Origin of the sequence: Mycetocola lacteus (genome assembly GCF_003667575.1) — a bacterium.
GTDB lineage: Bacteria > Actinomycetota > Actinomycetes > Actinomycetales > Microbacteriaceae > Mycetocola > Mycetocola lacteus.
The window spans coordinates 189,102-210,069 of record NZ_RCUY01000005.1; the positions used below are offsets into that span (position 1 = coordinate 189,102).

General features: G+C 68.1%; 18 protein-coding genes. 9 read left to right on the forward strand and 9 right to left on the reverse strand.

Annotated elements, in window-relative coordinates; translation table 11 throughout:
• Positions 1-51 precede the first annotated feature (51 nt).
• The 3 genes from D9V34_RS06400 to D9V34_RS06410 form a co-directional block, all read right to left on the reverse strand.
• Positions 52-1,470 carry an aldehyde dehydrogenase family protein gene (locus tag D9V34_RS06400; protein ID WP_245991941.1) on the reverse strand — a complete coding sequence of 473 codons (1,419 nt, stop codon included), beginning with the start codon at positions 1,468-1,470 and terminating at the stop codon, positions 52-54.
• An 85-nt stretch (positions 1,471-1,555) separates the two neighbouring features.
• Complete coding sequence (locus tag D9V34_RS06405; RefSeq protein WP_121688023.1) at positions 1,556-2,470, reverse strand: SDR family NAD(P)-dependent oxidoreductase; 915 nt, start codon at positions 2,468-2,470, stop codon at positions 1,556-1,558.
• Between the two features lies 1 nt (position 2,471).
• Positions 2,472-3,914, reverse strand: a complete 1,443-nt coding sequence (locus tag D9V34_RS06410) for a flavin-containing monooxygenase (RefSeq protein ID WP_245991943.1) — start codon at positions 3,912-3,914, stop codon at positions 2,472-2,474.
• A 79-nt stretch (positions 3,915-3,993) separates the two neighbouring features.
• Here D9V34_RS06410 and D9V34_RS06415 point away from each other — a divergent pair, with 79 nt between their 5' ends.
• Complete coding sequence (locus D9V34_RS06415) at positions 3,994-5,052, forward strand: AraC family transcriptional regulator (RefSeq protein ID WP_121688024.1); 1,059 nt, start codon at positions 3,994-3,996, stop codon at positions 5,050-5,052.
• A gap of 91 nt (positions 5,053-5,143) precedes the next feature.
• On the opposite strand, the gene D9V34_RS06420 is transcribed toward D9V34_RS06415, so the two are convergent.
• Both D9V34_RS06420 and D9V34_RS06425 read right to left on the reverse strand, forming a co-directional pair.
• Positions 5,144-5,650 carry a hypothetical protein gene (locus D9V34_RS06420; protein WP_051701496.1) on the reverse strand — a complete coding sequence of 169 codons (507 nt, stop codon included), beginning with the start codon at positions 5,648-5,650 and terminating at the stop codon, positions 5,144-5,146.
• 93 nt (positions 5,651-5,743) lie between these two features.
• The gene (locus D9V34_RS06425) at positions 5,744-6,454 is read right to left on the reverse strand and encodes an SDR family oxidoreductase (RefSeq protein ID WP_121688025.1); all 711 of its coding nucleotides are present in this window, start codon (positions 6,452-6,454) and stop codon (positions 5,744-5,746) included.
• Positions 6,455-6,539: 85 nt separating this feature from the next.
• On the opposite strand from D9V34_RS06425, the gene D9V34_RS06430 reads away from it, so the two are divergent.
• On the forward strand, positions 6,540-7,007 hold the full coding sequence (locus D9V34_RS06430; protein ID WP_245991972.1) for a winged helix-turn-helix transcriptional regulator: 468 nt from the start codon (positions 6,540-6,542) through the stop codon (positions 7,005-7,007).
• A 62-nt stretch (positions 7,008-7,069) separates the two neighbouring features.
• Here the strand turns inward: D9V34_RS06430 and D9V34_RS06435 are convergent, their stop codons facing one another.
• Positions 7,070-7,318, reverse strand: coding sequence for a hypothetical protein (locus tag D9V34_RS06435; protein ID WP_030143254.1), 249 nt, complete (start codon positions 7,316-7,318; stop codon positions 7,070-7,072).
• A gap of 334 nt (positions 7,319-7,652) precedes the next feature.
• A complete protein-coding gene (locus D9V34_RS06440) occupies positions 7,653-9,356 on the reverse strand; it encodes an ABC-F family ATP-binding cassette domain-containing protein (RefSeq protein ID WP_121688027.1) in 1,704 nt (567 codons plus the stop codon).
• A 309-nt stretch (positions 9,357-9,665) separates the two neighbouring features.
• Between D9V34_RS06440 and D9V34_RS06445 the strand changes: the two genes are divergently transcribed.
• Positions 9,666-11,549 (forward strand): DEAD/DEAH box helicase, encoded by a 1,884-nt coding sequence (locus D9V34_RS06445; RefSeq protein ID WP_121688028.1) that lies wholly within the window; start codon positions 9,666-9,668, stop codon positions 11,547-11,549.
• A gap of 242 nt (positions 11,550-11,791) precedes the next feature.
• On the opposite strand, the gene D9V34_RS06450 is transcribed toward D9V34_RS06445, so the two are convergent.
• Both D9V34_RS06450 and D9V34_RS06455 read right to left on the reverse strand, forming a co-directional pair.
• Positions 11,792-13,912, reverse strand: a complete 2,121-nt coding sequence (locus D9V34_RS06450; protein WP_121688029.1) for a sensor histidine kinase — start codon at positions 13,910-13,912, stop codon at positions 11,792-11,794.
• The gene (locus tag D9V34_RS06455) at positions 13,905-14,588 is read right to left on the reverse strand and encodes a response regulator transcription factor (RefSeq protein ID WP_220700549.1); all 684 of its coding nucleotides are present in this window, start codon (positions 14,586-14,588) and stop codon (positions 13,905-13,907) included. The genes D9V34_RS06450 and D9V34_RS06455 overlap by 8 nt, the downstream gene beginning before the upstream one ends.
• A gap of 112 nt (positions 14,589-14,700) precedes the next feature.
• Between D9V34_RS06455 and D9V34_RS06460 the strand changes: the two genes are divergently transcribed.
• From D9V34_RS06460 to D9V34_RS06485, 6 genes are all read left to right on the forward strand, one after another.
• The gene (locus D9V34_RS06460; RefSeq protein WP_147441628.1) at positions 14,701-15,336 is read left to right on the forward strand and encodes a hypothetical protein; all 636 of its coding nucleotides are present in this window, start codon (positions 14,701-14,703) and stop codon (positions 15,334-15,336) included.
• Positions 15,333-16,562: a peptidoglycan-binding protein gene (locus tag D9V34_RS06465; RefSeq protein WP_121688031.1), complete on the forward strand. Its 1,230-nt coding sequence runs from the start codon at positions 15,333-15,335 to the stop codon at positions 16,560-16,562. The genes D9V34_RS06460 and D9V34_RS06465 overlap by 4 nt, the downstream gene beginning before the upstream one ends.
• Positions 16,559-17,272 (forward strand): ABC transporter ATP-binding protein, encoded by a 714-nt coding sequence (locus D9V34_RS06470; RefSeq protein ID WP_121688032.1) that lies wholly within the window; start codon positions 16,559-16,561, stop codon positions 17,270-17,272. Before D9V34_RS06465 ends, D9V34_RS06470 begins: the two co-directional genes overlap by 4 nt.
• On the forward strand, positions 17,269-18,504 hold the full coding sequence (locus D9V34_RS06475; RefSeq protein WP_121688033.1) for an ABC transporter permease: 1,236 nt from the start codon (positions 17,269-17,271) through the stop codon (positions 18,502-18,504). Before D9V34_RS06470 ends, D9V34_RS06475 begins: the two co-directional genes overlap by 4 nt.
• A gap of 157 nt (positions 18,505-18,661) precedes the next feature.
• Positions 18,662-19,378 carry a FadR/GntR family transcriptional regulator gene (locus D9V34_RS06480; RefSeq protein WP_121688034.1) on the forward strand — a complete coding sequence of 239 codons (717 nt, stop codon included), beginning with the start codon at positions 18,662-18,664 and terminating at the stop codon, positions 19,376-19,378.
• A 191-nt stretch (positions 19,379-19,569) separates the two neighbouring features.
• Positions 19,570-20,934 carry an MFS transporter gene (locus D9V34_RS06485; RefSeq protein ID WP_121688035.1) on the forward strand — a complete coding sequence of 455 codons (1,365 nt, stop codon included), beginning with the start codon at positions 19,570-19,572 and terminating at the stop codon, positions 20,932-20,934.
• Positions 20,935-20,968 lie beyond the last annotated feature (34 nt).

The following is a 20,968-nucleotide window of genomic DNA, read 5'->3' on the forward strand; positions in this document are numbered from 1 at the left end:
CAAGCTGCACGGCGGGCGTGAGCGACCGGCGCGGCTGGGCCGAGGGGACCGCTAGCGGTGCAGCTGCACCCAGATCGCCTTCTCCCGGGTCCACTGTTCAAACGCGCGCAGCGACTTCTCGACCCCGCCGAAGCCAGACTCGCCCCAGCCACCGAACGGGCTGGTGAGGTCCCCCTCGCTGTAGGAGTTAATCGAGACCACACCGGCGCGGATCGAGCGGGCCACGCCCAGGGCCCGGTCGATGTTCGAGGACCAGACCGACGCGGCCAGGCCGTAGGGAGTGTGATTGGCCAGCGCGATCGCCTCGGCCTCGGTGGTGAAGGTCTGGACCGTGACGATCGGCCCGAACAGCTCCTCACTCAGGATGCGGGCATCCGCGGGAACCTGGTCCAAGACGGTGGGGGTTACATAATGCCCACCCGGAATCACCTGGACCTCCTCGCCGCCGAGCAGCACACGGGCACCGCCCGCCCGGGCCTCCTCAATCACCGCGAGCATCCGCCGGGCGGCATCGCCGTTGATCACCGGACCGATATCGGTGTTCGGGTCCTCGGGGTCGCCGACCCGCAGCGCACGCGCGGCGGCGACAAACCGGCGGGTGAACTCCTCGGCAACCGACGCCTCCACCAGGATCCGCGATCCGGCCGTGCAGTTCTGCCCGGCGGTCACAAACGCACACTCAATGGCCTGGGAAATCAGGTCCTCCCCGTAGCCCAGCGCATCGGCGAAGATAACCTGCGGACTCTTGCCTCCCATCTCCAGCGAGACCCGTTTGAGGTTGGTTTCGGCGGCCGCGGCGAGGATCACCCGACCGGTGCGGGTCGACCCGGTGAAGGAGAGCGCGCCGATGCGCGGATCCCGGGCAAGCGCCGCCCCCGTTTCGGCCCCGGTTCCCGGCAGTACCCGCAGCACACCGGCGGGGATCCCCGCCTCGAGCGCGAGCCTTTCCACGTGCAGCACCGAGCGCGGCGTGGTGTCGGCGGGCTTCAGGATCAGGGAGTTGCCCACCGCGAGCGCCGGGGCGATCTTCCAGGCGGCCATCGCCAACGGATAGTTCCAGGGCAGGATCGCGGCGACCACGCCGAAGGGTTCGCGCTCGGTCAGGGCGATGACGCCCGGGCCCGCCGGGGTGGTCTGACCGGTGAGCTTGTCCACGGCCTCGGCGAACCAGCGGATCGATTCGATCGCCCCGGGGACGTCGTTTTCCACGCATTCGCGGATCGGCTTGCCCGCGTCCTCACACTCGAGCCGGGCCAGCACGTCTGCGTCGCGCTGCATGAGGTCGGCCAGGCGCAGCAGCACCGCCGCCCGGTCCCGAGGTTCCAGGCCCGACCAAACTCCGGAGGCATAGACGCGCTCGGCGTCGCGGGCATGCTCGGAAACTTCGGCGGCCGAGACCGCGGGGATCGGGGTATCGCCGGTCGATCCGTCGCGGGGGCGCAGAAGGGGCAGGATGGCGGGCTGAGTCACGGAGGGGTCCTTCGGGTTGGTGGGAGCGGGCCGGGGCTGGGTAACGGGTGCGGATGCGGGCGCCGGTGCGGGTGCCGGGCTGACGCTACGGCTGGGTGAGTTCGGGGTGAGCCTCGCCCTCGGCGAGCCGCCAGCCGGTCTCGGTCTGGACGATGTCACCGCGGGCGGCGAGCTCCCGGACAAATTTGGCCATGCCCCGATCCCCGCGCTTGCGGAACATCGGCAGCAGGCGCGGCAGCACGTTGGGCATCGTCATGACCGCGCGCAGCAGTCGCGATTCACCGATCCGCGGATAGGCTTCGAGCCGCGGCCGATCCAGCAGGCTCATCATGGCCTGGGCTACGCGTTCGGGCGGCTGGGGTGGATCCTGGAACTGGAGCGAGTTGCCCCCCTCGATCGCCTCCTGGCGCAGCATCCGGGTGTCGGTGGCCGAGGGCAGCACCGAGCCGACCCGGATCCCGCGGGCAGCCAGGTCGAGGCCGATCGAGAGCATTGCCCCGCGCAATCCAAACTTCGAGGCCGTATAGATCGGGGTTTCCCCGAGCGGGAAGACTCCGCCGAGCGACACCGTGGAGATGATCCGCGGGTCGCCCGCACGCTCCAGCAGCGGGATGGCCAGCCGGGTGAGCACCAGCGGTGCGGTGAGGTTTACGGTGAGCTCGCGCTCGATGCTCTCCACGCTGCGCTCGGCAAAGCGCTCCGAGGAGGTCATCCCGGCGTTGTTGACCAGCACGTCGATGCGGCCAAAGGTAGCCTCGATGTGCGCGATCAGCTCCTCCACCAGGTCCCGCTTGGTCAGGTCACAGCCGAGTCCCACGTGGGTACCCCCGGCGGCCGGATGCACGGGGAGGGTGGCCGCCTGAGTCACCGCGCGTTCAGCTCGAATATCCACCAGGACCACCCGGGCCCCCAGCGGCGCGATTCGGCGTGCCAGGGACATGCCGATGTCCCCGGCTCCACCGGTGATCACGATCACCTTGCCCGCATAGTTATAGGCCATCTCAGCGCACCCGTTCCCGGGCCGATTGCTCCCGGGCCGTTCGCCCCGATTTCGCCGCGGATCCGCCGGTCGGGGTCGTCGCCCTCGGGTCCCATCCCATCTGGGTGAAGAGCTTGCGCAGGTGCGAGGTCAGCGCGTGGGAGTCCACATAGCCGCGGTGGCGCGGGGACCGGTCAAACTTCACCCCGCCACTCAGATCGGGCCGTTCGGTGCGGATCAGGAACGCGAAGCGGGCGGCGCTGTCGGCCCCGTTCGCCCGGGCGGCCAGATAGTTGGCGATCAGCTGGGCCTGCAGGTCAAACACCTGGTAGGCACCGCTGTTGGTCTCCACATACCCGACCCCGAAGAGCCCGGCGTGCTCGCGCGAGAACGAGCTGAGGTAGAGGTCGGGGTGCTGGGGATCACCAAAATACTCCTGCCCGTGCGGGACCAGGTGGCGGTAGCCGGTGGCCAGCAGGATCAGGTCGAAGTCCTCGCTGCGCCCATCGGTGAAGGTCACGGTTTTGCCCGCGGTGGTTTTGATCCCCGGCCGCGCCTCGATATCCCCGTGCTGCAGGTGGTGCCAGAGCATCGAGTTGAGCACCGGATGGGTTTCAAACAGCCGGTGGTCGGGCTTTTGCAGGCCCAGCCGCTCGGGCTTGCCCATCAGCAGGCGCAGCATCGTGCCAAACACCGCCTGCTCGACCCGCTTGGGCAGGTGCGGTCCGTTTTCGGCAAACACGTCCACCGGCTGGCCAAAGATGTGCTTGGGGATAAACCAGTAGCCCCGGCGCATACTGATCACCGCTCGGTCGGCGCTGCGGGCGGCATCGCAGGCGATATCGCAGCCGGAGTTACCCGCGCCCACCACCAGCACCCGCTTGCCCTCGAACTCGTGCGGGCTGCGGTAGGTCAGCGTGTGACGCACCTCGCCGCTGAAGGTGCCGGGGATCTCGGGCTCATTAGGGAACCACTGGGCACCGGTGCAGGAGACCACGTTGTCGTGTCTGGTCGCGGTGCCGTCGGCGCGCTCGACCAGCCAGGATCCGTCCTCCAGCTTGGTGATGTTTTTCACCGTCACCCCAAACTCGATCCTCTCGGTCAGCCCGTACGCGTCGGCGAAGGCGCGCAGGTAGGCGAGGATGTCGCGGTGGGGCGGATAGTCGGCATAGGTGTTGGGCATCGGAAAACCGTCGAACCCGGAGAGGGTACGGCTGGAGATAAAGTGCGCCGACTCGTACATGGGGGTGCCCGGGGCATCGATATCCCAGACCCCACCGGTGGCGGTATGGCGCTCGATCTGTGTATACGGGAGCCCGTGCTGGGCGAGGGCCCGGGCGACCGCCAGGCCGGCCGGGCCCGCGCCGATCACGCAGGTGTTATGCAGATTCTTGGGGAGGGCTGCGGTGCTCATCGTGACTCCAATCGGACCGGCGGCCACGTCCTCGTGGACGCCTGCAGCCACGCTATCGCCGCGATGCCTCGATTTCGCGGGCCCCGACGGACCAATAGCGGACTCTAGCGGCCAGTGCTATTGTCTGTTCATGGCCGATTTGATCTCCAGGGGCACCACGCCAACCCCACCCGCAGGCGCGATCTCGGCCGCCATCGCGCCCAATATCCTGCGCTATCTGGCTCGGGTGTCCGGGGAGCTCGGCGTCACCCTCGGTGACGCCCTGGACCGCGTCGGCCTCACCCCGGACCTCCTAGACAGTCCCGAGCTACGGGTTTCCTTTCGCCAGGGGGACGCGGTCATTCGCGCGGCGCTTACGCGCAGCCCACGCGCGGACCTGGGCCTCCTGGTGGGCACCGCGCAGCACATCGCCGCCTCGGGACCTGTGGGGTTTGGGATGATGACGGCCCCCACGCTGATCGACGCGATCCGGCTGGGTATCGAGTTTCAAAACCTGGCCGGATCGATGGTGGTGTGGAGTGTGCGCGAAGACGGGACCTACACCCACGTCCGGGCCGAGCTCACGGCGGTCTCGGCGGACGATCCGGTGGGCCGCTTTCTGATCGAGGAGGGCATCGCCAACATCACCCGAATGGTGCGCACGGCTCTCGACCCCGGTTTCCATCCGGCCCGGGTGAGCTTTGCCTGTGCACAGCCCCCGTATGCCGCCGAGTATCGCGCGCTCTTTCGCTGTCCGGTGACCTTCGACGCGCCCCACACCGAGTGGACGCTGCCCGCCGGATGGTCCTCGCGCGCGCTCCCCGGTGCCGATCCCTGGGTCCATGCCCAGATGCGCGCCCTGCTGAGCGAGCTGACCACCCGCATCGGAGATCGACAGGAACTCTATCGACTCCTGGAAGCCCGAATCGCCCGCGCACTGCCGGACATTCCGGCAATCGGCGCGGCCGCCCGCGCGCTCCACCTGACCGAGCGGACCCTTCGGCGTCGACTCGCCGAGCTCGGCACCACCTTCGCGGAGATTGTCGACGGGGTGCGCCGCGAACGCGCGCTGCACCTGCTGGAGGAAAACGTGCTTCCGCTGATCCAGATCAGCGCGGAGCTGGGGTTCGCGGATGAGCGCTCGCTGCGCCGTGCGTGCGTGCGCTGGACGGGACACTCCCCCGCGCGGCTCCGCGGCACGCGGGGCTAGGGTCGGGCCGGCGGTGAGGCACGCGGGGCGAGTTCCGACCCTGCGGTTCGACGCCCAAGGTGACTACCGTGCCGACCGCTCGGCACGCGGGCTAGTGCAGCAGCACGGCCTTGAGGATCGCGATCCCCGCACACGCGACCGCGAGTCCGATCCCGGTCAGCAGCGAGCGCAGCGACGCCTTCTTATTACGGAGGTGCCCCAACACCAGGCCGAGGAAGCCCATCCGCACCACGGTCACTGCGATCGCCAGACCAAGCGCCAGCGGCGCCGAGATCCAGCCCCAGGCCGCGGCCGCAAGCAGCAGTGCGGGGGTTGTGGTCGCCGAGACGATGGGCAGGGCGTTGCGCAGCTCGTGCCGAACCATCTCGCGGCTGGGTTTGGCGTCGTAGCGCACCCGCTCGCCGAGCGATTCGGCAAAGGTGTGCGCGAGGTAGGTGGTGAATCCGGTGGCCAGCACGATGACCGCCGCCCGTCCGTGCGCAACCTCGTCGGGATGCTGGCTCACCAGCGCGGCTAGAACCAGCAGGTTTCCGTAGACATAGGCGGAGATTCGAGTGGCGGCATCGGATCGGGACAGCTCGGAACGGTTCTTGCGCATTCCCCCATTCTCCCGCAGGTTTGACGGTCCACGAGCACACGAGCGTGCCCGGGGTGACTCCAGCGCGGCCCCACCCCGGGCACGGGTACGAACCTAGGCCGCGGTGATCCCCTGAGCGGCGTAGCGCTCATGGATCGGAGCACTCAGGCTGGCGTGCGCGCCACGGGCAATCTCGTCGGCAAGGGACTCGTGAGCACCGGCCTCCAGATCCGTGTAGATGTTGTTGACCACGTCGCGCGGGTCACCCTTGGGCACGTCCAGCGCCTGGATCATCGGGGTGTCGGTGTAGCCCAGGTGCGCGCCCAGAACCTGGGTTCCCTGGCTCGCCAGCTCCACCCGGAGTGAGTTGGTGGCACCCCAGAAAGCCGACTTGGTAGACGAGTAGACGCCCGGGATGCTGAAGAAGCTCAGCGCCGAGTGCACGTTGATGATCGCGCCGCCGCCGTGGCCGGCGAGCACCGGCGCATAGGCCTGGACCAGGGCGATCGGACCGAACACGTTGGTTTCGTAAATGGCGCGAACGTCCTCGGGGCTGGTGGTGAGCAGTGTGCCGAACTTCTCGATTCCTGCGTTGTTGATCAGCACGGTGGTGTCTCCGGTCTGCGCGAGCACGTCGGCGATCGAGGCGGGATCGGTCACGTCCAAACGCAGCGGCACCACGCGGGCGTCGTCCCAGGTGCGCGGGGTACGGGCGGTGGCATAGACCTTGGCGGCGCCGCGGGCGAGGGCCTGCTCAACAAAGTGGATGCCGAGGCCTCCGTTGGCGCCGGTCACGAGAACTACGGCATTGGTCAGGGTGGTCATGGGGTTCTCCGATACATCAGGGCGAGACCATCTCGCTCACTTGGAAAACCAAACCTAGCATGCTGTGTTGGAAAATCAAACCGTGATGTATTCTGGAGTCATGAATCCGACCGGCCTGTACCCCGAAAGCCTGTGTCCGATTGCCCGCAGCCTGGATCTGCTGGGACAAAAATGGTCACTCATGATCGTCCGCGAGGCCGTGGCCGGGGCAACCCGCTTTGCCGACTTCCGCGCGATCGGCATCCCCAGCGACATCCTCACCAAGCGCCTCACCTCCCTGGTGGACGCCGGCGTGATGGAGCGTCGCCCCTACCGCGAGGCCGGTGAACGCGCCCGCGACGACTACCACCTGACCCCCGCGGGAATGGCCCTACTCCCGGTGCTCTCGGCACTGGTCGAGTGGGGCACCGAATACCTGCCGATCCCCGCCGGCCGTACCCTGGAAAACGTCACCACCGACACCCATGAGGCCGTGCATGTGGCCTATGTCAACGATGCCGGCGAGGTCATCAACCAGGATCGGGTGACCATCCAGACCGTGCCCGCGGCCTAGTCCTAGGCCCGGGTACAACAAAGGCCCCGTACGGCGTGTACGGGGCCTTTAGCTCTGCATGTCTAGGCGGCTAGGGCGACGTCGGATCCCAGGGATACGGCGGTGTCCCAACCACGGCGAACCTCGGCGAGGCCGCGGGTCTGCTCGGGGTAACCGAGGTGCAGGTGGGTGTTACGCCAGTCCAGCAGTGCGGCGGCGCGGGTAGCGGCGAAGTGGCCGGGACGAACGCTGCGGGCACGGGTGGCCGCGTGGAATCCGTCCAGGAAAAACGCGGTCGGCGGGCTCTGGTGAATACGGGTGTTGGTGTTCATGATTACTTCCTTTATGTCTGTGCCGGGCGTGCGACAACGCACCCTCCCGAATTTGTGTGTGCCGGGGCGGAGCCTCGCGGGGGCGGGCTGGCCGAATGGCGGTGGCTGCGGCGTCGGGCGGATCACGTCGGGGATCGCCTGCCGGGTGTGAATACTCGCGATATCGGATGTGGAGCAATCGGAAATACATCGGGTATTTCGATTGATCGGAATGTTCACGATCCGAAAGCGTCGGCGGGATCCTGCAACGGGACTCCGGCCGGATGGAGCCGATCACGCTAGAGGGGGCGTAGATCGCGTTCACATAACGCAGCAATAGATCAGCCTACGCGACTCAGTCCTCTCGCACAAGGGGTAATCCCAAATCTCCCGGTTCGTCGGCGAAGAGATCTCCCCGCTCATTCAGCTCGCCCTCGGTCGTCAGCTCCCAGACCCGATCGCAGTGGATCCGCGCCAGGAAGGCGTCATCGTGACTCACCACCAGCAGCGCCCCGCGATACTCGCTCAGCGCCTCGACCAGTCGATCCACGCTCGCGAGATCGAGATTGTTGGTGGGCTCATCGAGGATCAGCAGCTGGGCGGGAGGCTCGGCAAACAGCAGCCGCGCCAGCGAGACGCGAAAGCGTTCCCCTCCCGAGAGGGTGGACACCGGACGATGTACCGCGTCCCCGCGCAGGAGCATCCGGGCCAGGATGCCGCGAATCTCCCCGTCCGGAGTCTCGGGGGCCGCCTGACGCAGGTTCTCCAGCGCGCTCGCCCCCTCGGTGAGGCCGTCGAGACGCTGAGCCAGATATCCCACGCGATCGGTGAGGAGACGTGCCCGCTCCCCCGGCGCTGTCACCCCGGTCGACACCGAGCCATGCGGGCCCGCGGCGTGCGGATCGACTCGGATACCGGAATCCAGGAGCTCGCGCAGCAGGGTGGTTTTCCCCACCCCGTTGCCGCCGATCAGCGCAACCCGCTCGGGTCCCTGGATGACCCGGGTGCGCCCGGACAGCTCGAACTCGGCAATCCGCCGCGACCGTGCCACCCGGGGGTCGGGCAGCTCCAGGTGGATGCTCTCCTCCCGGCGCACCCGCTCGGCCGCCCGGTCGCGCGCCTCGGTGGCGGCCTCCACTCGGTTTTCCAGGTTACCGCGCAGCTTGCCCGCCGACTCCTGCGCCTCGGAGGCGCGCTGATTCATCACAATCTTGTCGCCGCGGCGCTGCTCGCTGGCCTTCTTACCCGCACGGAGCCGTCGGGCCAGCAGGGTTTCGGCCTCCTGACGTTGACGCCGCTCCTTTTTGACCGCCAGGTCGGCGCTGCGCTCGGCCTGGATCGCGGCCGCCTGCTCCTGTTCATGGTGTGCCCGCCAGGCCGAATAGGGTCCGCCAAACACGGTGAGGGAACCGGCGAAGAGTTCGGCGGTCTGCTCCATCCGATCCAGCAGCACGGTGTCGTGGCTGACCACCACGAGGGTGCCCGGCCAGGTTTCGACCATCCGATAGAGGGTGTGCCGGGCATCACGGTCTAAGTTGTTGCTGGGTTCATCGAGCAGCGTGATCGGGGCCCGGGCCAGGCGCAGCCCGGCAATCGCGACGAGCATGGCCTCGCCTCCGGACACCGTGCCAATCCTCCGGTCCAGGTCGGTCTCGGGCAGTCCACACTCGGTCAGGGCGCGGGCACCCTGGGCCTCAACATCCCAGCGGTCGCCGAGGATGTCGAAGTGGTGGGGATCCACATCCCCGGATTCGATCGCGCGGAAGGCTCGCAGCTGCGGCCCGATCCCCAGGACGTCGGCCAGAGTCGCGTCGGTATCCAGGGTCAGGGATTGCGGCAGGTATCCCACCGCTCCCCCGGTCACCACCCGACCCCGGGTCGGGGTCAGTTCCCCGGCGATGAGCCGAAGCAGGGTGGATTTTCCCGACCCATTGGCGCCGATCAGCCCGGTGCGGCCGACTCCGATGGTGCCCGAGAGTCCGTCGAGGGTCACCGTCCCATCGGGCCGGGTCAGGTTCAGATCGAACAGCGAGATGGCGGGTTGAGGGTGCTGGGACATACGTTGTCCTTTCGGTTTGCCCGAGCGCACACACAGCGCCCGGGCAGCAGAAGAGAAAGAGGAGCCCTAGCGTGGGTAAAACCCCGCGACACTCCCTAGAGTGCGCACCCGTTGGAATTCTCAAACGGGCGCGGATGATGAGCCCGGGGATCCCTCAGAAAAAGGGGATCAACCCTGGGGCTGCGCGCACATGCGACCACCGAAGCGGAGGCTAGGCCCTGTCGATCTCGTCGATTATCACCCCGGAACGCTAACACGCGTTCAAACTTCGGTCAACTAACACGGGCAAAAACGGGTACTCTGGAAGTTATGACTTCCCCCGACTCCGATACCATTCCCTTCTCCGAACTCGGACTGAGTGACTCGGTCCTGAAGGCCCTGAAGGACGTCGGGTACGAAACCCCCTCCGCAATTCAGGCCGCCACGATTCCCCCGCTGCTCGAGGGCCGCGACGTCGTAGGCCTTGCCCAGACCGGAACCGGAAAGACCGCAGCGTTCGCGCTGCCGATCCTTTCCCGGCTCGACCCGGACCAGAAAACCCCGCAGGCACTCGTGCTTGCGCCGACCCGTGAGCTCGCGCTGCAGGTGTGTGAGGCGTTCGAAAAGTACGCCGCCCACCAGCGCGGCGTCCGCGTCCTCCCCGTTTACGGTGGCCAGGGCTACGGCGTTCAGCTCTCCGCGCTGCGTCGCGGTGTACAGGTTGTTGTGGGTACCCCGGGTCGGATCATGGATCACCTCAACAAGGGCACCCTGGATCTCTCCGAGCTGCGATTCCTCGTGCTCGATGAGGCCGACGAGATGCTGAAGATGGGTTTTGCCGAGGACGTGGAAACGATCCTCGCGGACACTCCGGATTCCAAGCAGGTGGCCCTGTTCTCGGCCACCATGCCCCAGGCAATCCGCCGCATCTCGGCACAGTACCTGAACGATCCCCAAGAGGTCACCATCAAGGGCAAGACCACCACGTCTGCCAACATCACCCAGCGCTACATGGTGGTGTCCTACGCCCAGAAGGTTGACGCCCTGACCCGAATTCTCGAAACCGAGAACTTCGAGGGCATGATCATCTTCACCCGCACCAAGAACGAGACCGAGACCCTGGCCGAGAAGCTGCGGGCTCGCGGATTCTCCGCCGCCGCGATCAACGGTGACATTGCTCAGGCTCAGCGTGAACGCACCGTGAACCAGCTGAAGTCGGGCAAGCTCGACATCCTGGTTGCCACCGATGTGGCCGCACGAGGCCTGGACGTGGAGCGCATCAGCCACGTCATCAACTTCGACATCCCGGTGGACACCGAGTCCTACGTGCACCGCATCGGCCGCACCGGCCGTGCCGGTCGTACCGGTGACGCGATCTCGTTTGTCACCCCGCGCGAGCGTCGTCTGCTGACCGCGATTGAGCGGGCCACCCGCCAGCCGCTGACCCAGATGTCGCTGCCCAGCGTGGACGATGTGAACACCACCCGCCTGAGCCGCTTCGATGACTCGATCACCGCGGCGCTCGAGCAGACCAGCCGGATCGATCGCTTCCGCGACATCATCGCCCACTACGTTGAGCACCACGACGTTCCCGAGGCAGACGTTGCCGCGGCCCTCGCCGTGGTTGCCCAGGGTGAGACCCCGCTGCTGCTCAACGCCGAGGACGAGCGTGACGCCCGTCGTCGCGAGCGTGAGGCACGCGAGTTCAGCCGGGACGAGCGTGGCGGTCGCGACCGTGACACCCGTGGCGGATCGCGTTTTGACCGGGACGACCGCGGAGACCGTGGCAACCGCTTTGACCGCGAGGAGCGCCGCCCGCGTAACTCGGGCGCGCCGATGACCACCTACCGCATCGCCGTGGGTCGTCGTCACCGCGTCGAGCCGCGTCAGATCGTCGGTGCCCTGGCCAACGAGGGTGGACTGAACCGCGAGGACTTCGGCGCGATCCAGATCCGTCCGGACTTCTCCCTGGTGGAGCTGCCCGCCTCGATGCCCGCGGACACCCTGGACCGCCTGGCAAACACCCGCATCAGCGGTCAGCTGATCGAGATCCGCGCCGACCGCGGTGCCCCCGCCCGCCGGGAGAACCGCTTCGAGCGCGACAACCGTGAGGACCGTGGCGACCGCGGTGGCAGCTGGAACCGCGACCGCGCCCCGCGCGAGGATCGTGGCGACCGCGGAGACCGCGGCTTCGACCGCAAGCCCCGCCACTAGGCGCTAGCGCTAGTCACTCTCCGGCCTCGTGCCGGGCGATACAACAGGCGGCACCCACTCAAGTGAGTGGGTGCCGCCTGTTTTTCGCTGTTCGGTTCCAATGCCAATGCCGGGAGCGTGCGTGCTGGAGATGGCACGGCCTGGCGGGTACTCGCTTTTTCGCGAAGGGTCGTTTTGACACGTAATTGACGTGTCAAAACGACCCACCTCCGTAAAGGCCCGTGGGTGCCCGGCCCCTGGGTTCATCCGGATGGCCTGACGCCCAGGTCCGAGAGGGGCGGCGCGTCGGGGAACCAGAGGGTGACCGCGGTGCCGGTGCCCTGGGTGCTGGACAGGGTCGCGGCGCCGCCGTGGAGGCGCAGGATTTCGCGCACGATGGCCAGGCCCAGGCCGCTGCCGCCGGTGGCGCGGGTGCGTGACTTATCGGCGCGGCGGAACCGGTCGAAGACGAACGGGACCTCCTCGGCGGGGATGCCCGAACCGGTGTCGGTCACGGTGAACGCGATACCGTCGGGCACGCCACCCGAAACCTCGTTGCCCGGGCGCTCATCCCTCGTTCGGACCTCGCTGCGGCGCTCATCCCTCGACCGCGCTTCGGCACTGCGATCCTCTCCCAGCGTTGCGTCGCTGCGGCGCTCGGCGGAGATCGTGATGCGGCCGCCCTCCGGGGTGTGCCGCACCGCGTTGGACACCAGGTTGAGCAGGGCCTGACGCAGGCGGAAGGGGTCCGCGCGCACAACCGCGTCGGCGGGCAAAGCCGGGTCGGCGATTGCGGTCAGGGTGATGCCCGCCGGATCGCTGAGTCCACGCGCCGTGGCCTCGAACTGATCGAGGAATTCCCGCAGCGGAATATCTTCGATTTCCAGGGACAGCTCCCCCGCCTCGGCCAGCGAGAGCTGGTGCAGATCATCCACCAGGCGCTGCAGCACCAGGGTTTCCCGGTGCAGGGTGGCCAGGAACGCGGCGTCCGGGGTCACCAGGTTGTCTTCGGCGGCCTCGACCCATCCGCGCATCGTGGCGATCGGGGTGCGCAGCTCGTGGGAGATGTCGCTCATCATCGCGTTCCGCGAGGATTCCAGGGTTTCCCGGCGCTCGGCCATCGTATTGAAGGCCGTGGCCACGGCGCCCACCTCGTCGCGACGGCGCACGTCGGCACGGGCCCGCAGATCACCGTCGCTGGCGCGGGCGGCCGCGGCCGCCAGGGTGCGCAGCGGACGGGTCAGCCGCAGTCCACCGTACAGACTGAGGCCCAGGGTCAGCACCAGGAGTCCGGCGATCAGCAGGGTCAGGCGCAGCTGATTCTCCCCGGAGAAGTCCCAAAACACGCGGGCCGTGGGATCCTGTCCCTGAATAAACAGGCGCGCGGGTTCGGCCACGCTCGAGGCCAGCTGTTCCTGACGCGAGGTTTCGATGCAGCCGCTCACGCCCCGGTTGGATTCCCGGTCGCTGTCCACCGAGGTCCAGCTCAGGTCGGTGTCCAGGATGATCGGATCCTCACCGGAGCGGGCCAAGCAGTCGTTGACCAGGGTGTCCAGCGCCTGGAGGGCGGTGTATTCGCTCTGGGTGGGCTTGCGCAGAAGACCCTCGTCCTCGAGGCAGGGGCGCGGGGTCTGGGTGCCCGTGGGCAGCTGGACGAGCGGGCGTCCATTGGGGGCGGTATCGCTCAGCACGTCGGGCACGCCGTTGGTACTCAGGCAGGCGACCAGGGTTTTCGCCTCGGCGATCTTCTGATCCCGTTCCTCATCGTTCAGCCGGAACGGGCCGACCGCCCGCGGGTCGATGACCGAGAAGCTCGGCGGCCCGCCGGCCGTCGTCCCGTCGCGGGAGGGCGCGGGGAACGCGCCCCCGGATGCCTGCCCGGGCTTCTCGGAGGGTTCCGAGGTGGGGGCCGAACTGGGTGCCGCAGACTCGCCCGGATCGGGGTCCTCATCCGGTTCCGGGGCGGTGATCCGCGCCGAGGGGGCAAGGGAGGGATCCAGCGCCAGCGGGTTGAGGATCGCGCGTGCCAGGTCGGGCCGGGGCAGCTGGGCCGACTTTTTAGCGGTTGTGGCGATCAGGTCCCCCGACTCATCCATCAGGGTCAGGGTCACCTCGTTCTCGCTCGCCAGTCGCCTGAGCACCGGGCCGACGGCATCCCAATGGGTGTGGGTCGCCGCGTAGCCCACCAGGTCGTTATAGACGGCGGTATCGGTGGTGACCGTCTGATCGCGCTTCTGCTCCACGGCGGTCGCGGTGGCCGACACGGTCATCCAGACGGCCGCGGCCACGGACACCGCCACGATTGCCGCGGTCATCACAAACAGCGGCACCACCAGGCTGCGCGGCCACGGCACCCGGTGGCCGGGATCCACCGGCCTACGCATCGGGATCCAGCAGCTTATAACCCACCCCGTAAATCGTGCGAATCAGCAGCGGATGAGCGGGGTTCTGCTCAACCTTCTTGCGCACATTGGACACGTGGACATCGATTGTCCGCCGGGAGATATAGCGGTCCACCCCGTGCAGGTTGCGGATCAACTGCTCACGGGTAAAGACCTGGCCCGGGGCCTGCGCGAGCTGGGCGAGAAACGCAAACTCACCGGGGGTCAGGTCCAAAACCGTGCCCCCGAGCCGCGCCTCATGGCGGCCCGGATCAATCTCCAGCGCCCCCACGCGGATCACCTGTGCCACCGTTCCCCGGGCGTCGCGGCGCAGCAGCGCGCGGACCCGGGCCATCAGCTCGCGCGGGCTGTAGGGCTTGGTGAGGTAGTCGTCGGCGCCGAGATCGAGGCCCAGCAGCAGGTCATCCTCGGAGGTTTTGGCGGTGACCATGAGAATCGGGACCGCGGATTCGGCACGCAGGATGCGGCACACGTCCAGGCCGTCCAACCGGGGCATCATCACGTCGAGGATCAGCAGATCCGGGGTCTTCCGGCGCACCTCGTCGAGGGCCGCACGCCCATCGGGGACCACGGTCACGTGGTGCCCCTCATTCTGCGCATAGAGCCGGATCAGCTCGGCCTGCGCGGGGTCATCCTCGGCAATTAACAGTTCGGCCATGACGGTAGTCTAAGCCCGGGAATCCGCGGAAAACCGGCGGATCACGCTCGTTGGGGCAAACGCACACACGTTCCTAACATTTGCCTGACATTATGTGCCTAGCGTGGCCGCCATGACTGTTTCACGATCGTTTTTGACGCCGCGGATCCTGCTGGTCCCGGCACTGATTCTTGCCGCGGTCCTCAGCGGCTGCGCCCAGGACCCGGACACCGGGATCACCCGGGTCGCCGAGCTTCCGCGTGTCTCCTCGAGTGCCGGGACCGATGCGGGAACCTCGAATGCACCCACCGGGAACACCGCGGATGGCGAGGGCTCGGGCCGCCCGCAGATGCGTTTGGACGACTCCCCCGAGCGGCGCGACCAGCTGATCGGTGCGTGGAACGCCTGCCTGATCGCCCACGGTGCGACCGCCGATAACGGCCGCAACGCACCGGGGGCCGCCGGGCAGTCGGGCACCAAGTCCGACACCTATCCGCGGGCCGCCGATCCGGTGCCCGACACCGCCAAGGCCGCGTGCACGAACCTCCTCCCGCTGATGCCGAAGGAGCTGGAGGCCGCCACCAATCCGAAGTTCCGCGATCAGTCGGTGGCGTGGATCTCCTGCCTGCGCGATCACGGAATCTTTATGCACCTGCTGAACGCGCAAAACCTCGATGCCAACTACGACGACAGTATGACCTCGATCCCCGATAACGCCGGGGACATCGACCAGAAGTGCACCCTGCAGGCGTTCGGGAGCGGCAAGTGACGCGGCGCTTTCGCCCGGGCAAACGCACCCTCTGGATTTCCGGGATCGCGGTTGTGCTGGTGGGCACCGCGACCACGGGGCTCGCGCTGACCCTGGCCCCCACTGCGCCGCCGCCCGCGAAGGTGGATCACCGACCCACCGCGACCGTGACCCGCGGCGATATTGCCACCGGAACCGACTATCCGGCCACAATCGATTTCGGGGCGGCTCATCCGGTCACCGGTCCCGGCACCGGGATCATCACCCTGCTGCCGGCCGCCGGCACCGTGATCAACCAGGGCGACCAGCTGTATCGGGTCAACGATGAGCCGGTCACGCTGCTGATCGGGACCACGCCGCTCTACCGCGAGCTCTCGCTCGCTGGGACGCCTTCCGGCGGTGGAGGGACGACCGGCGGCGGCAGCAGTGGAGGGACGACCGGCGGCGGCACGGCTAATACCGGCGATTCCGGCAACACGGGCAACTCCGACGACCCGAGTGCTCCCCCGGCGACACCGCCGCAGACTCCCCCCACCCCGCCGCGTCCGCCGCACGGCAAGGACGTGGCCGTGGTCGCCGATAATTTAGCGGCCCTGGGCTACACGGTGGGACCCCAGCGCGGCGGCGAGGATCGCGTGTTCACCCCGGCGCTTTCGGCGGCCATTAAGCGCTGGCAGAAAAAGCAGGGGCTCGACCAGACCGGGATCATCAGTCCCGAACGCTTCCTGGTGAACCCCGGTCCGCTGCGGATCAACGCGATCAGCGCGCGGGTGGGCGACCCCGCCTCCGGGCCGGTCCTCACCGTGACCGACACCACCCGGGTCATCACCGTCCCGGTACCCGCGGGCAGCGCGGGTGGGATCGCCGTGGGAGCACAGGCTCCGGTCACGCTGCCTGATGGCTCGACCCTCACCGGCACCATTTCCGCACTCCAGAACCCGCCCGCCGGGGATTCGGGCGGCGGCACCCCCAGCATCACCGTCACCCTGACCACCGAGGCCGCCGACGCCGAAAAGCTCACCGCCGCGGGAACCGGGGGTGCCCGGGTGCGCTTCATCGGGCAGACTCACCCCGGCGTGCTGATCGTCCCGGTGACCGCGCTGATCACCGTGCAGGGTGGGGCGCAGGCCATCGAGACCCCGGCCGGGAAACTCATCGCCGTGACCACCGGCCTCTTTGCCGATGGAAACGTGGAGATCTCCGGCGACGGCGTCACTGAGGGTCTCCGGGTGGTGGTGGCCTCGTGACCGCAGAGTCCCGGCGACAGCCTCAGCCGGAACGTCCGACTGCGGTCCTCTCCCTGAGCGAGGTCACCAAGCGCTATGCGGGTGGGGTGACCTCGCTGGATCGGGTCTCCCTCGACATCCACGCGGGCGAGTGTCTGGCGATCGTGGGCCCCTCGGGATCGGGCAAGTCCACACTCCTCAACATCTGTGGCACCCTGGATCGCCCGACCTCGGGCGAGGTGCTGCTGCAGGGCCGCTCGGTTCCCCGGATGAACGACCGTGAGCTCTCGACGCTGCGGGCAAGCACCCTGGGGTTTGTGTTCCAGCAGTCGCACCTCAACGAGCGTCTCTCCGCCGTGGACAACGTGGCGACGGGCCTGCTCTATGCCGGCGTCCCGCGTCGCCAGCGTCCGGCCCTGGCCCGCGAGGCCCTGGATCGGGTGGGCCTCGCCGACCGTTTTACCCACCGCCCCCACGAGCTCTCCGGCGGGGAGCGGCAACGGGTGGGCATCGCCCGGGCCCTGGTCAACTCCCCCGCGCTGATCCTCGCCGATGAACCCACCGGCGCGCTGGACTCGGTCACCGGGCGCCGGATTCTCGACCTGTTCCTTGAGCTCAACCGCGAGGGTGCCACGATCGCGCTGATTACCCACGATCGGCAGATCGCCGCCGAGCTGCCCCGCCGGGTCGAAATCCACGACGGCCGGCTGAGCGAGCGGGTGGCCGCATGAGCGCCGCGCCCGCCCGCCCGAGTCCGCGCGCCCGCCTGAGTCCGCGCGCCCGGCTGAGTCCGCTCGACGTGCTGAGCCTCGGCTTGGAGGGGGTACGCGGACGTCTCGGGCGTGCGGCACTCTCGGGGCTGGGGATCGCGATCGGCATCGCGACCCTGGTCCTGGTGACCGCGATTCCCGCGTCCGGACAGCAAAAACTGCTGGACGATATCTCGGCGCTGGGCACCAATATTCTGGTGGCGCAGCCCGCTTCCTCGCCGGATAATCCGATCACCCTGGACCCCGGGGCCCCGGCGATGGCCGGGCGGATCGGGCCGGTGGAACACGTCTCGGCGGTGGCCAACGTGCACCAGACCGTGCGCCGGACCGAGTACGTCGGAGACACCCTGAGCACCGGCATCACCACCCTCGCCGCCCCCGATAACCTGCTGACCACCGTGCACGGGAGGATCGCCTCGGGACGCTTCCTCGATCCCTCCGCTGCCGCCCATCCCACCGTGGTGCTGGGATCGCAGGCGGCTCGCTGGCTGGGCATCGCCGAGGTGGACCCGAATCGGCCCGCGCGGCTGATCGATGTGGGCGGCACCCGCTTTGCGGTGATCGGCATCCTGGCCGCGATGCCGGTGACCCCCGAGCTGGAACAGGCGGTGTTCATCGGCTGGGATGCGGCCCGCAGCACCTTCGGGTTCGACGGCCGATCCAGCGTGGTGTACCTGACCGCCGAGGAGTCACAGATCGAGGCTGTACGCGCGGTCCTCCCGGCAACCCTCGATCCGCAGACGCCCGGACTGATTCAGGTGAGCAGCCCCTCGGAGGCCCTGCTGGCCAAGCGGCACACCCAGAACACCTTCTCGGGCCTGTTTCTCGGGCTCGCCGGGGTCGCCCTGGTGGTGGGCGGAATCGGCGTGGCCAACACGATGATCGTCTCGGTGTTGGAGCGCCGCCGCGAGATCGGTCTGCGCCGCGCCCTGGGGGCCGCGCGCGGGCAGATTCGTGTGCAGTTCCTGATCGAGGCCGTGTTCCTGGCCGGGGCCGGTGGGGTGATCGGGACGCTGCTGGGGCTCGCCGGAACACTCGGCTATACGCTGCTGCAGGGCTGGCCCGTGGTCATCCCCCCGGAGTCGGTGGCCGGCGGACTGGTCGGCGCGGTGCTGGTGGGCGCGGTGGCCGGCGTCTACCCCTCGATTCGCGCCGCCCGGCTCCCCCCGACGGAAGCTCTGTCGACCAGCTAACCCGGGCGAACCCGCGCAGATCCGCACGGCACGCGCCCCTCCTGCGCCGCCCGGCGGTGCCCCGGCGATAGACTCGGGACACCGCCGCGGCCCGGATTCTCGGCGCTGCGTACCCCGTGCACGCGCATCCCCGCACCCTCGCACCCAGGAGGCCCCCATGCTCGAACCCGTGTCGCGCAATAAGCTCAGCCTGCAGATGTTCGACGCCCTGGTGCTGTACATCTCGCGTAACGAGCTGAACCCCGGCGACTCGCTGCCCTCCACCGCGGCGCTGGGTGAGCAGTTTGGGGCCAGCCGACCGGTGGTTCGGGAGGCGCTGAGCGCGCTTGAGGCGATCGGTCTGGTGGAGATCGCCAGCGGCCGCAACGCGGTGGTCCGCGAGCTGGATGGTCACCTGATCTCGCTCTTTCTCGGCCGCGCCCTGCAGCGCGAGGCCGCCCCGTTGACCGCCCTGATGGAGGTGCGGGTCCCGCTCGAGGTGCAGGCCGCGAGCCTCGCCGCCGAGCGCGCCAGCGAGGAGAGCATCGCGATCCTCGGAGCCCTAATCGAGCGGATGGAACTCGCCCTCGGCGACACCGACCTGTATCCGCGCCTGGACGCCCTACTGCACCTAGAAATCGCTCGCGCCGCCAATAACAGCGCGCTCACCTGGTTCACCGAATCGGTGGGCGCCAAGCTGTTCGAGACCATGGTGGAGGTGCGCAGCTATCGCGAACAGAACCGCCTGGTGGGCTCCGAGCAGGATCAGCACCGCGGCATCGTGAACGCGATCCGCGCCCACGACCCGGCCGCCGCGCGCACGGCCATGGAGGCGCATATGGCGTCGACGATGGCGCTGGTGACCTCGCTCGAGGCACGACCGGGTCTCGCCTAACGGCCGATTCTCGCCCCCGCGAAACACGGCGCGGCCCGTCCACACCACCCCGGCAGACACGCCGTTGATTCTCCTGTTCATCCAACCTATATGACAGGTTGACAGGTTTGTGTTACCTTAGTGTCTGCGCAGGGTTTCAACGTGGAACCCCCAACGTATTAGCGCCCTACAACGAAGTAAGGAGTGTCGTTATGGCACACACCGTCGCCGCCCCGGCGAAGCGGTCCTTCGCGGATCTCCGTCGCGCAGCCGTCTCCGGCTGGCTCGGAACCGCACTGGAGTTCATGGACTTCCAGCTCTACTCCCTCGCCGCCGCCCTCGTCTTTAACAAGATCTTCTTCCCCGACGCCTCCCCCGCCGTCGCCCTGATCGCCAGCCTCGGGACCTACGCGGTGGGCTATGTCGCCCGCCCGCTGGGCGCCTGGTACTTCGGCCGGATGGGTGACCGGATCGGTCGCACCAAGGTCCTGGTCATCACGATCGCCCTGATGGGTGGTGCCACCACCCTGATCGGCTTCCTGCCCACCTATGCCGTGATCGGCATCTGGGCCCCGATCATGCTGGTTATCCTGCGACTGGCACAGGGATTCGGTGCCGGTGCCGAGATCGCCGGAGCCTCGGTCATGCTGGCCGAGTACGCGCCCACCTCGCGTCGAGGACTGGTGTCCTCGCTGGTAGCCCTGGGCACCAACTCGGGAACCCTGCTCGCCTCGGGTATCTGGGCCGCGCTGGTCGCGTTCATGCCCGAGGACATGCTCTTCGACTGGGGCTGGCGCGTCCCCTTCATCGCCTCGTTCCTGGTGATGTTCTTCGCCCTGTGGATCCGCCTCAAGCTCAAGGAAAGCCCGGTCTTCGAGGGCCGCGCAGACGTGGTTGATGGCGTCGCCCTGTCCAAGGCCGAGCTCAAGGCTGAGCCCGCACACCGCAACGTCCTGGGTGAGGCCCTGCACTCCAAGAAGGGCCGCTCGTTCCTGATCGCGATGGGTCTGCGCTTTGGTGAGTCGGGCAACTCCGGCATCATCCAGACCTACCTGATCGGTTACATCGCCACCGCAATCCTGGTGGATCGCGCCGTGGGCACCACCGCGATCATGATCGGTTCGGTCATTGGTTTCGCGACCGTCCCGCTGTTCGGCTGGCTCGGCGACCGCTTCGGCCGCCGCCCGATCTACATCGCGGTCACCATCTTCCAGGCCCTGTTTGCGGTCCCGGCGATGCTGATGATCAACACCGGTGACACCTTCCTGATCTCGCTCGCCCTGATCATCGGCCTCTCGGTGTCGGTGCTGGGTATGTTCTCGGTCCAGTCCTCGTTCCTGCCCGAGCTGTTCGGTGCTCGCAACCGCTACACCCAGCTGGCCCTGGCCAAGGAGTTCGGTGGCATCATCGCCGCCGGTATCGGTCCGGTTGTGGCCGCCTGGCTGGTCGCGCTCACCGAATCCTGGTGGCCGATTGCCGCCATGATGATCGGCTACTCGGTGGTGGCCCTGGTTGCCGCCATCGTCTCCCCCGAGACGCGTGGCCGCGACCTGACCGATCTGCGCGACGCCGCCTAACCCGGATCCCTCGATCCACCATCGCCCTACACAA

Bases quoted from the DNA above. Each gene is read 5' to 3' on its own strand.
- D9V34_RS06435 (WP_030143254.1), bottom strand. From the start codon at position 7,318: ATGAACACCAACACCCGTATTCACCAGAGCCCGCCGACCGCGTTTTTC.
- D9V34_RS06455 (WP_220700549.1), bottom strand. From the start codon at position 14,588: ATGGCCGAACTGTTAATTGCCGAGGATGACCCCGCGCAGGCCGAGCTG.
- D9V34_RS06485 (WP_121688035.1), top strand. From the start codon at position 19,570: ATGGCACACACCGTCGCCGCCCCGGCGAAGCGGTCCTTCGCGGATCTC.
- D9V34_RS06420 (WP_051701496.1), bottom strand. From the start codon at position 5,650: ATGCGCAAGAACCGTTCCGAGCTGTCCCGATCCGATGCCGCCACTCGA.
- D9V34_RS06475 (WP_121688033.1), top strand. From the start codon at position 17,269: ATGAGCGCCGCGCCCGCCCGCCCGAGTCCGCGCGCCCGCCTGAGTCCG.
- D9V34_RS06450 (WP_121688029.1), bottom strand. From the start codon at position 13,912: ATGCGTAGGCCGGTGGATCCCGGCCACCGGGTGCCGTGGCCGCGCAGC.
- D9V34_RS06480 (WP_121688034.1), top strand. From the start codon at position 18,662: ATGCTCGAACCCGTGTCGCGCAATAAGCTCAGCCTGCAGATGTTCGAC.
- D9V34_RS06405 (WP_121688023.1), bottom strand. From the start codon at position 2,470: ATGGCCTATAACTATGCGGGCAAGGTGATCGTGATCACCGGTGGAGCC.
- D9V34_RS06415 (WP_121688024.1), top strand. From the start codon at position 3,994: ATGGCCGATTTGATCTCCAGGGGCACCACGCCAACCCCACCCGCAGGC.
- D9V34_RS06460 (WP_147441628.1), top strand. From the start codon at position 14,701: ATGACTGTTTCACGATCGTTTTTGACGCCGCGGATCCTGCTGGTCCCG.
- D9V34_RS06440 (WP_121688027.1), bottom strand. From the start codon at position 9,356: ATGTCCCAGCACCCTCAACCCGCCATCTCGCTGTTCGATCTGAACCTG.
- D9V34_RS06445 (WP_121688028.1), top strand. From the start codon at position 9,666: ATGACTTCCCCCGACTCCGATACCATTCCCTTCTCCGAACTCGGACTG.
- D9V34_RS06425 (WP_121688025.1), bottom strand. From the start codon at position 6,454: ATGACCACCCTGACCAATGCCGTAGTTCTCGTGACCGGCGCCAACGGA.
- D9V34_RS06430 (WP_245991972.1), top strand. From the start codon at position 6,540: ATGTATTCTGGAGTCATGAATCCGACCGGCCTGTACCCCGAAAGCCTG.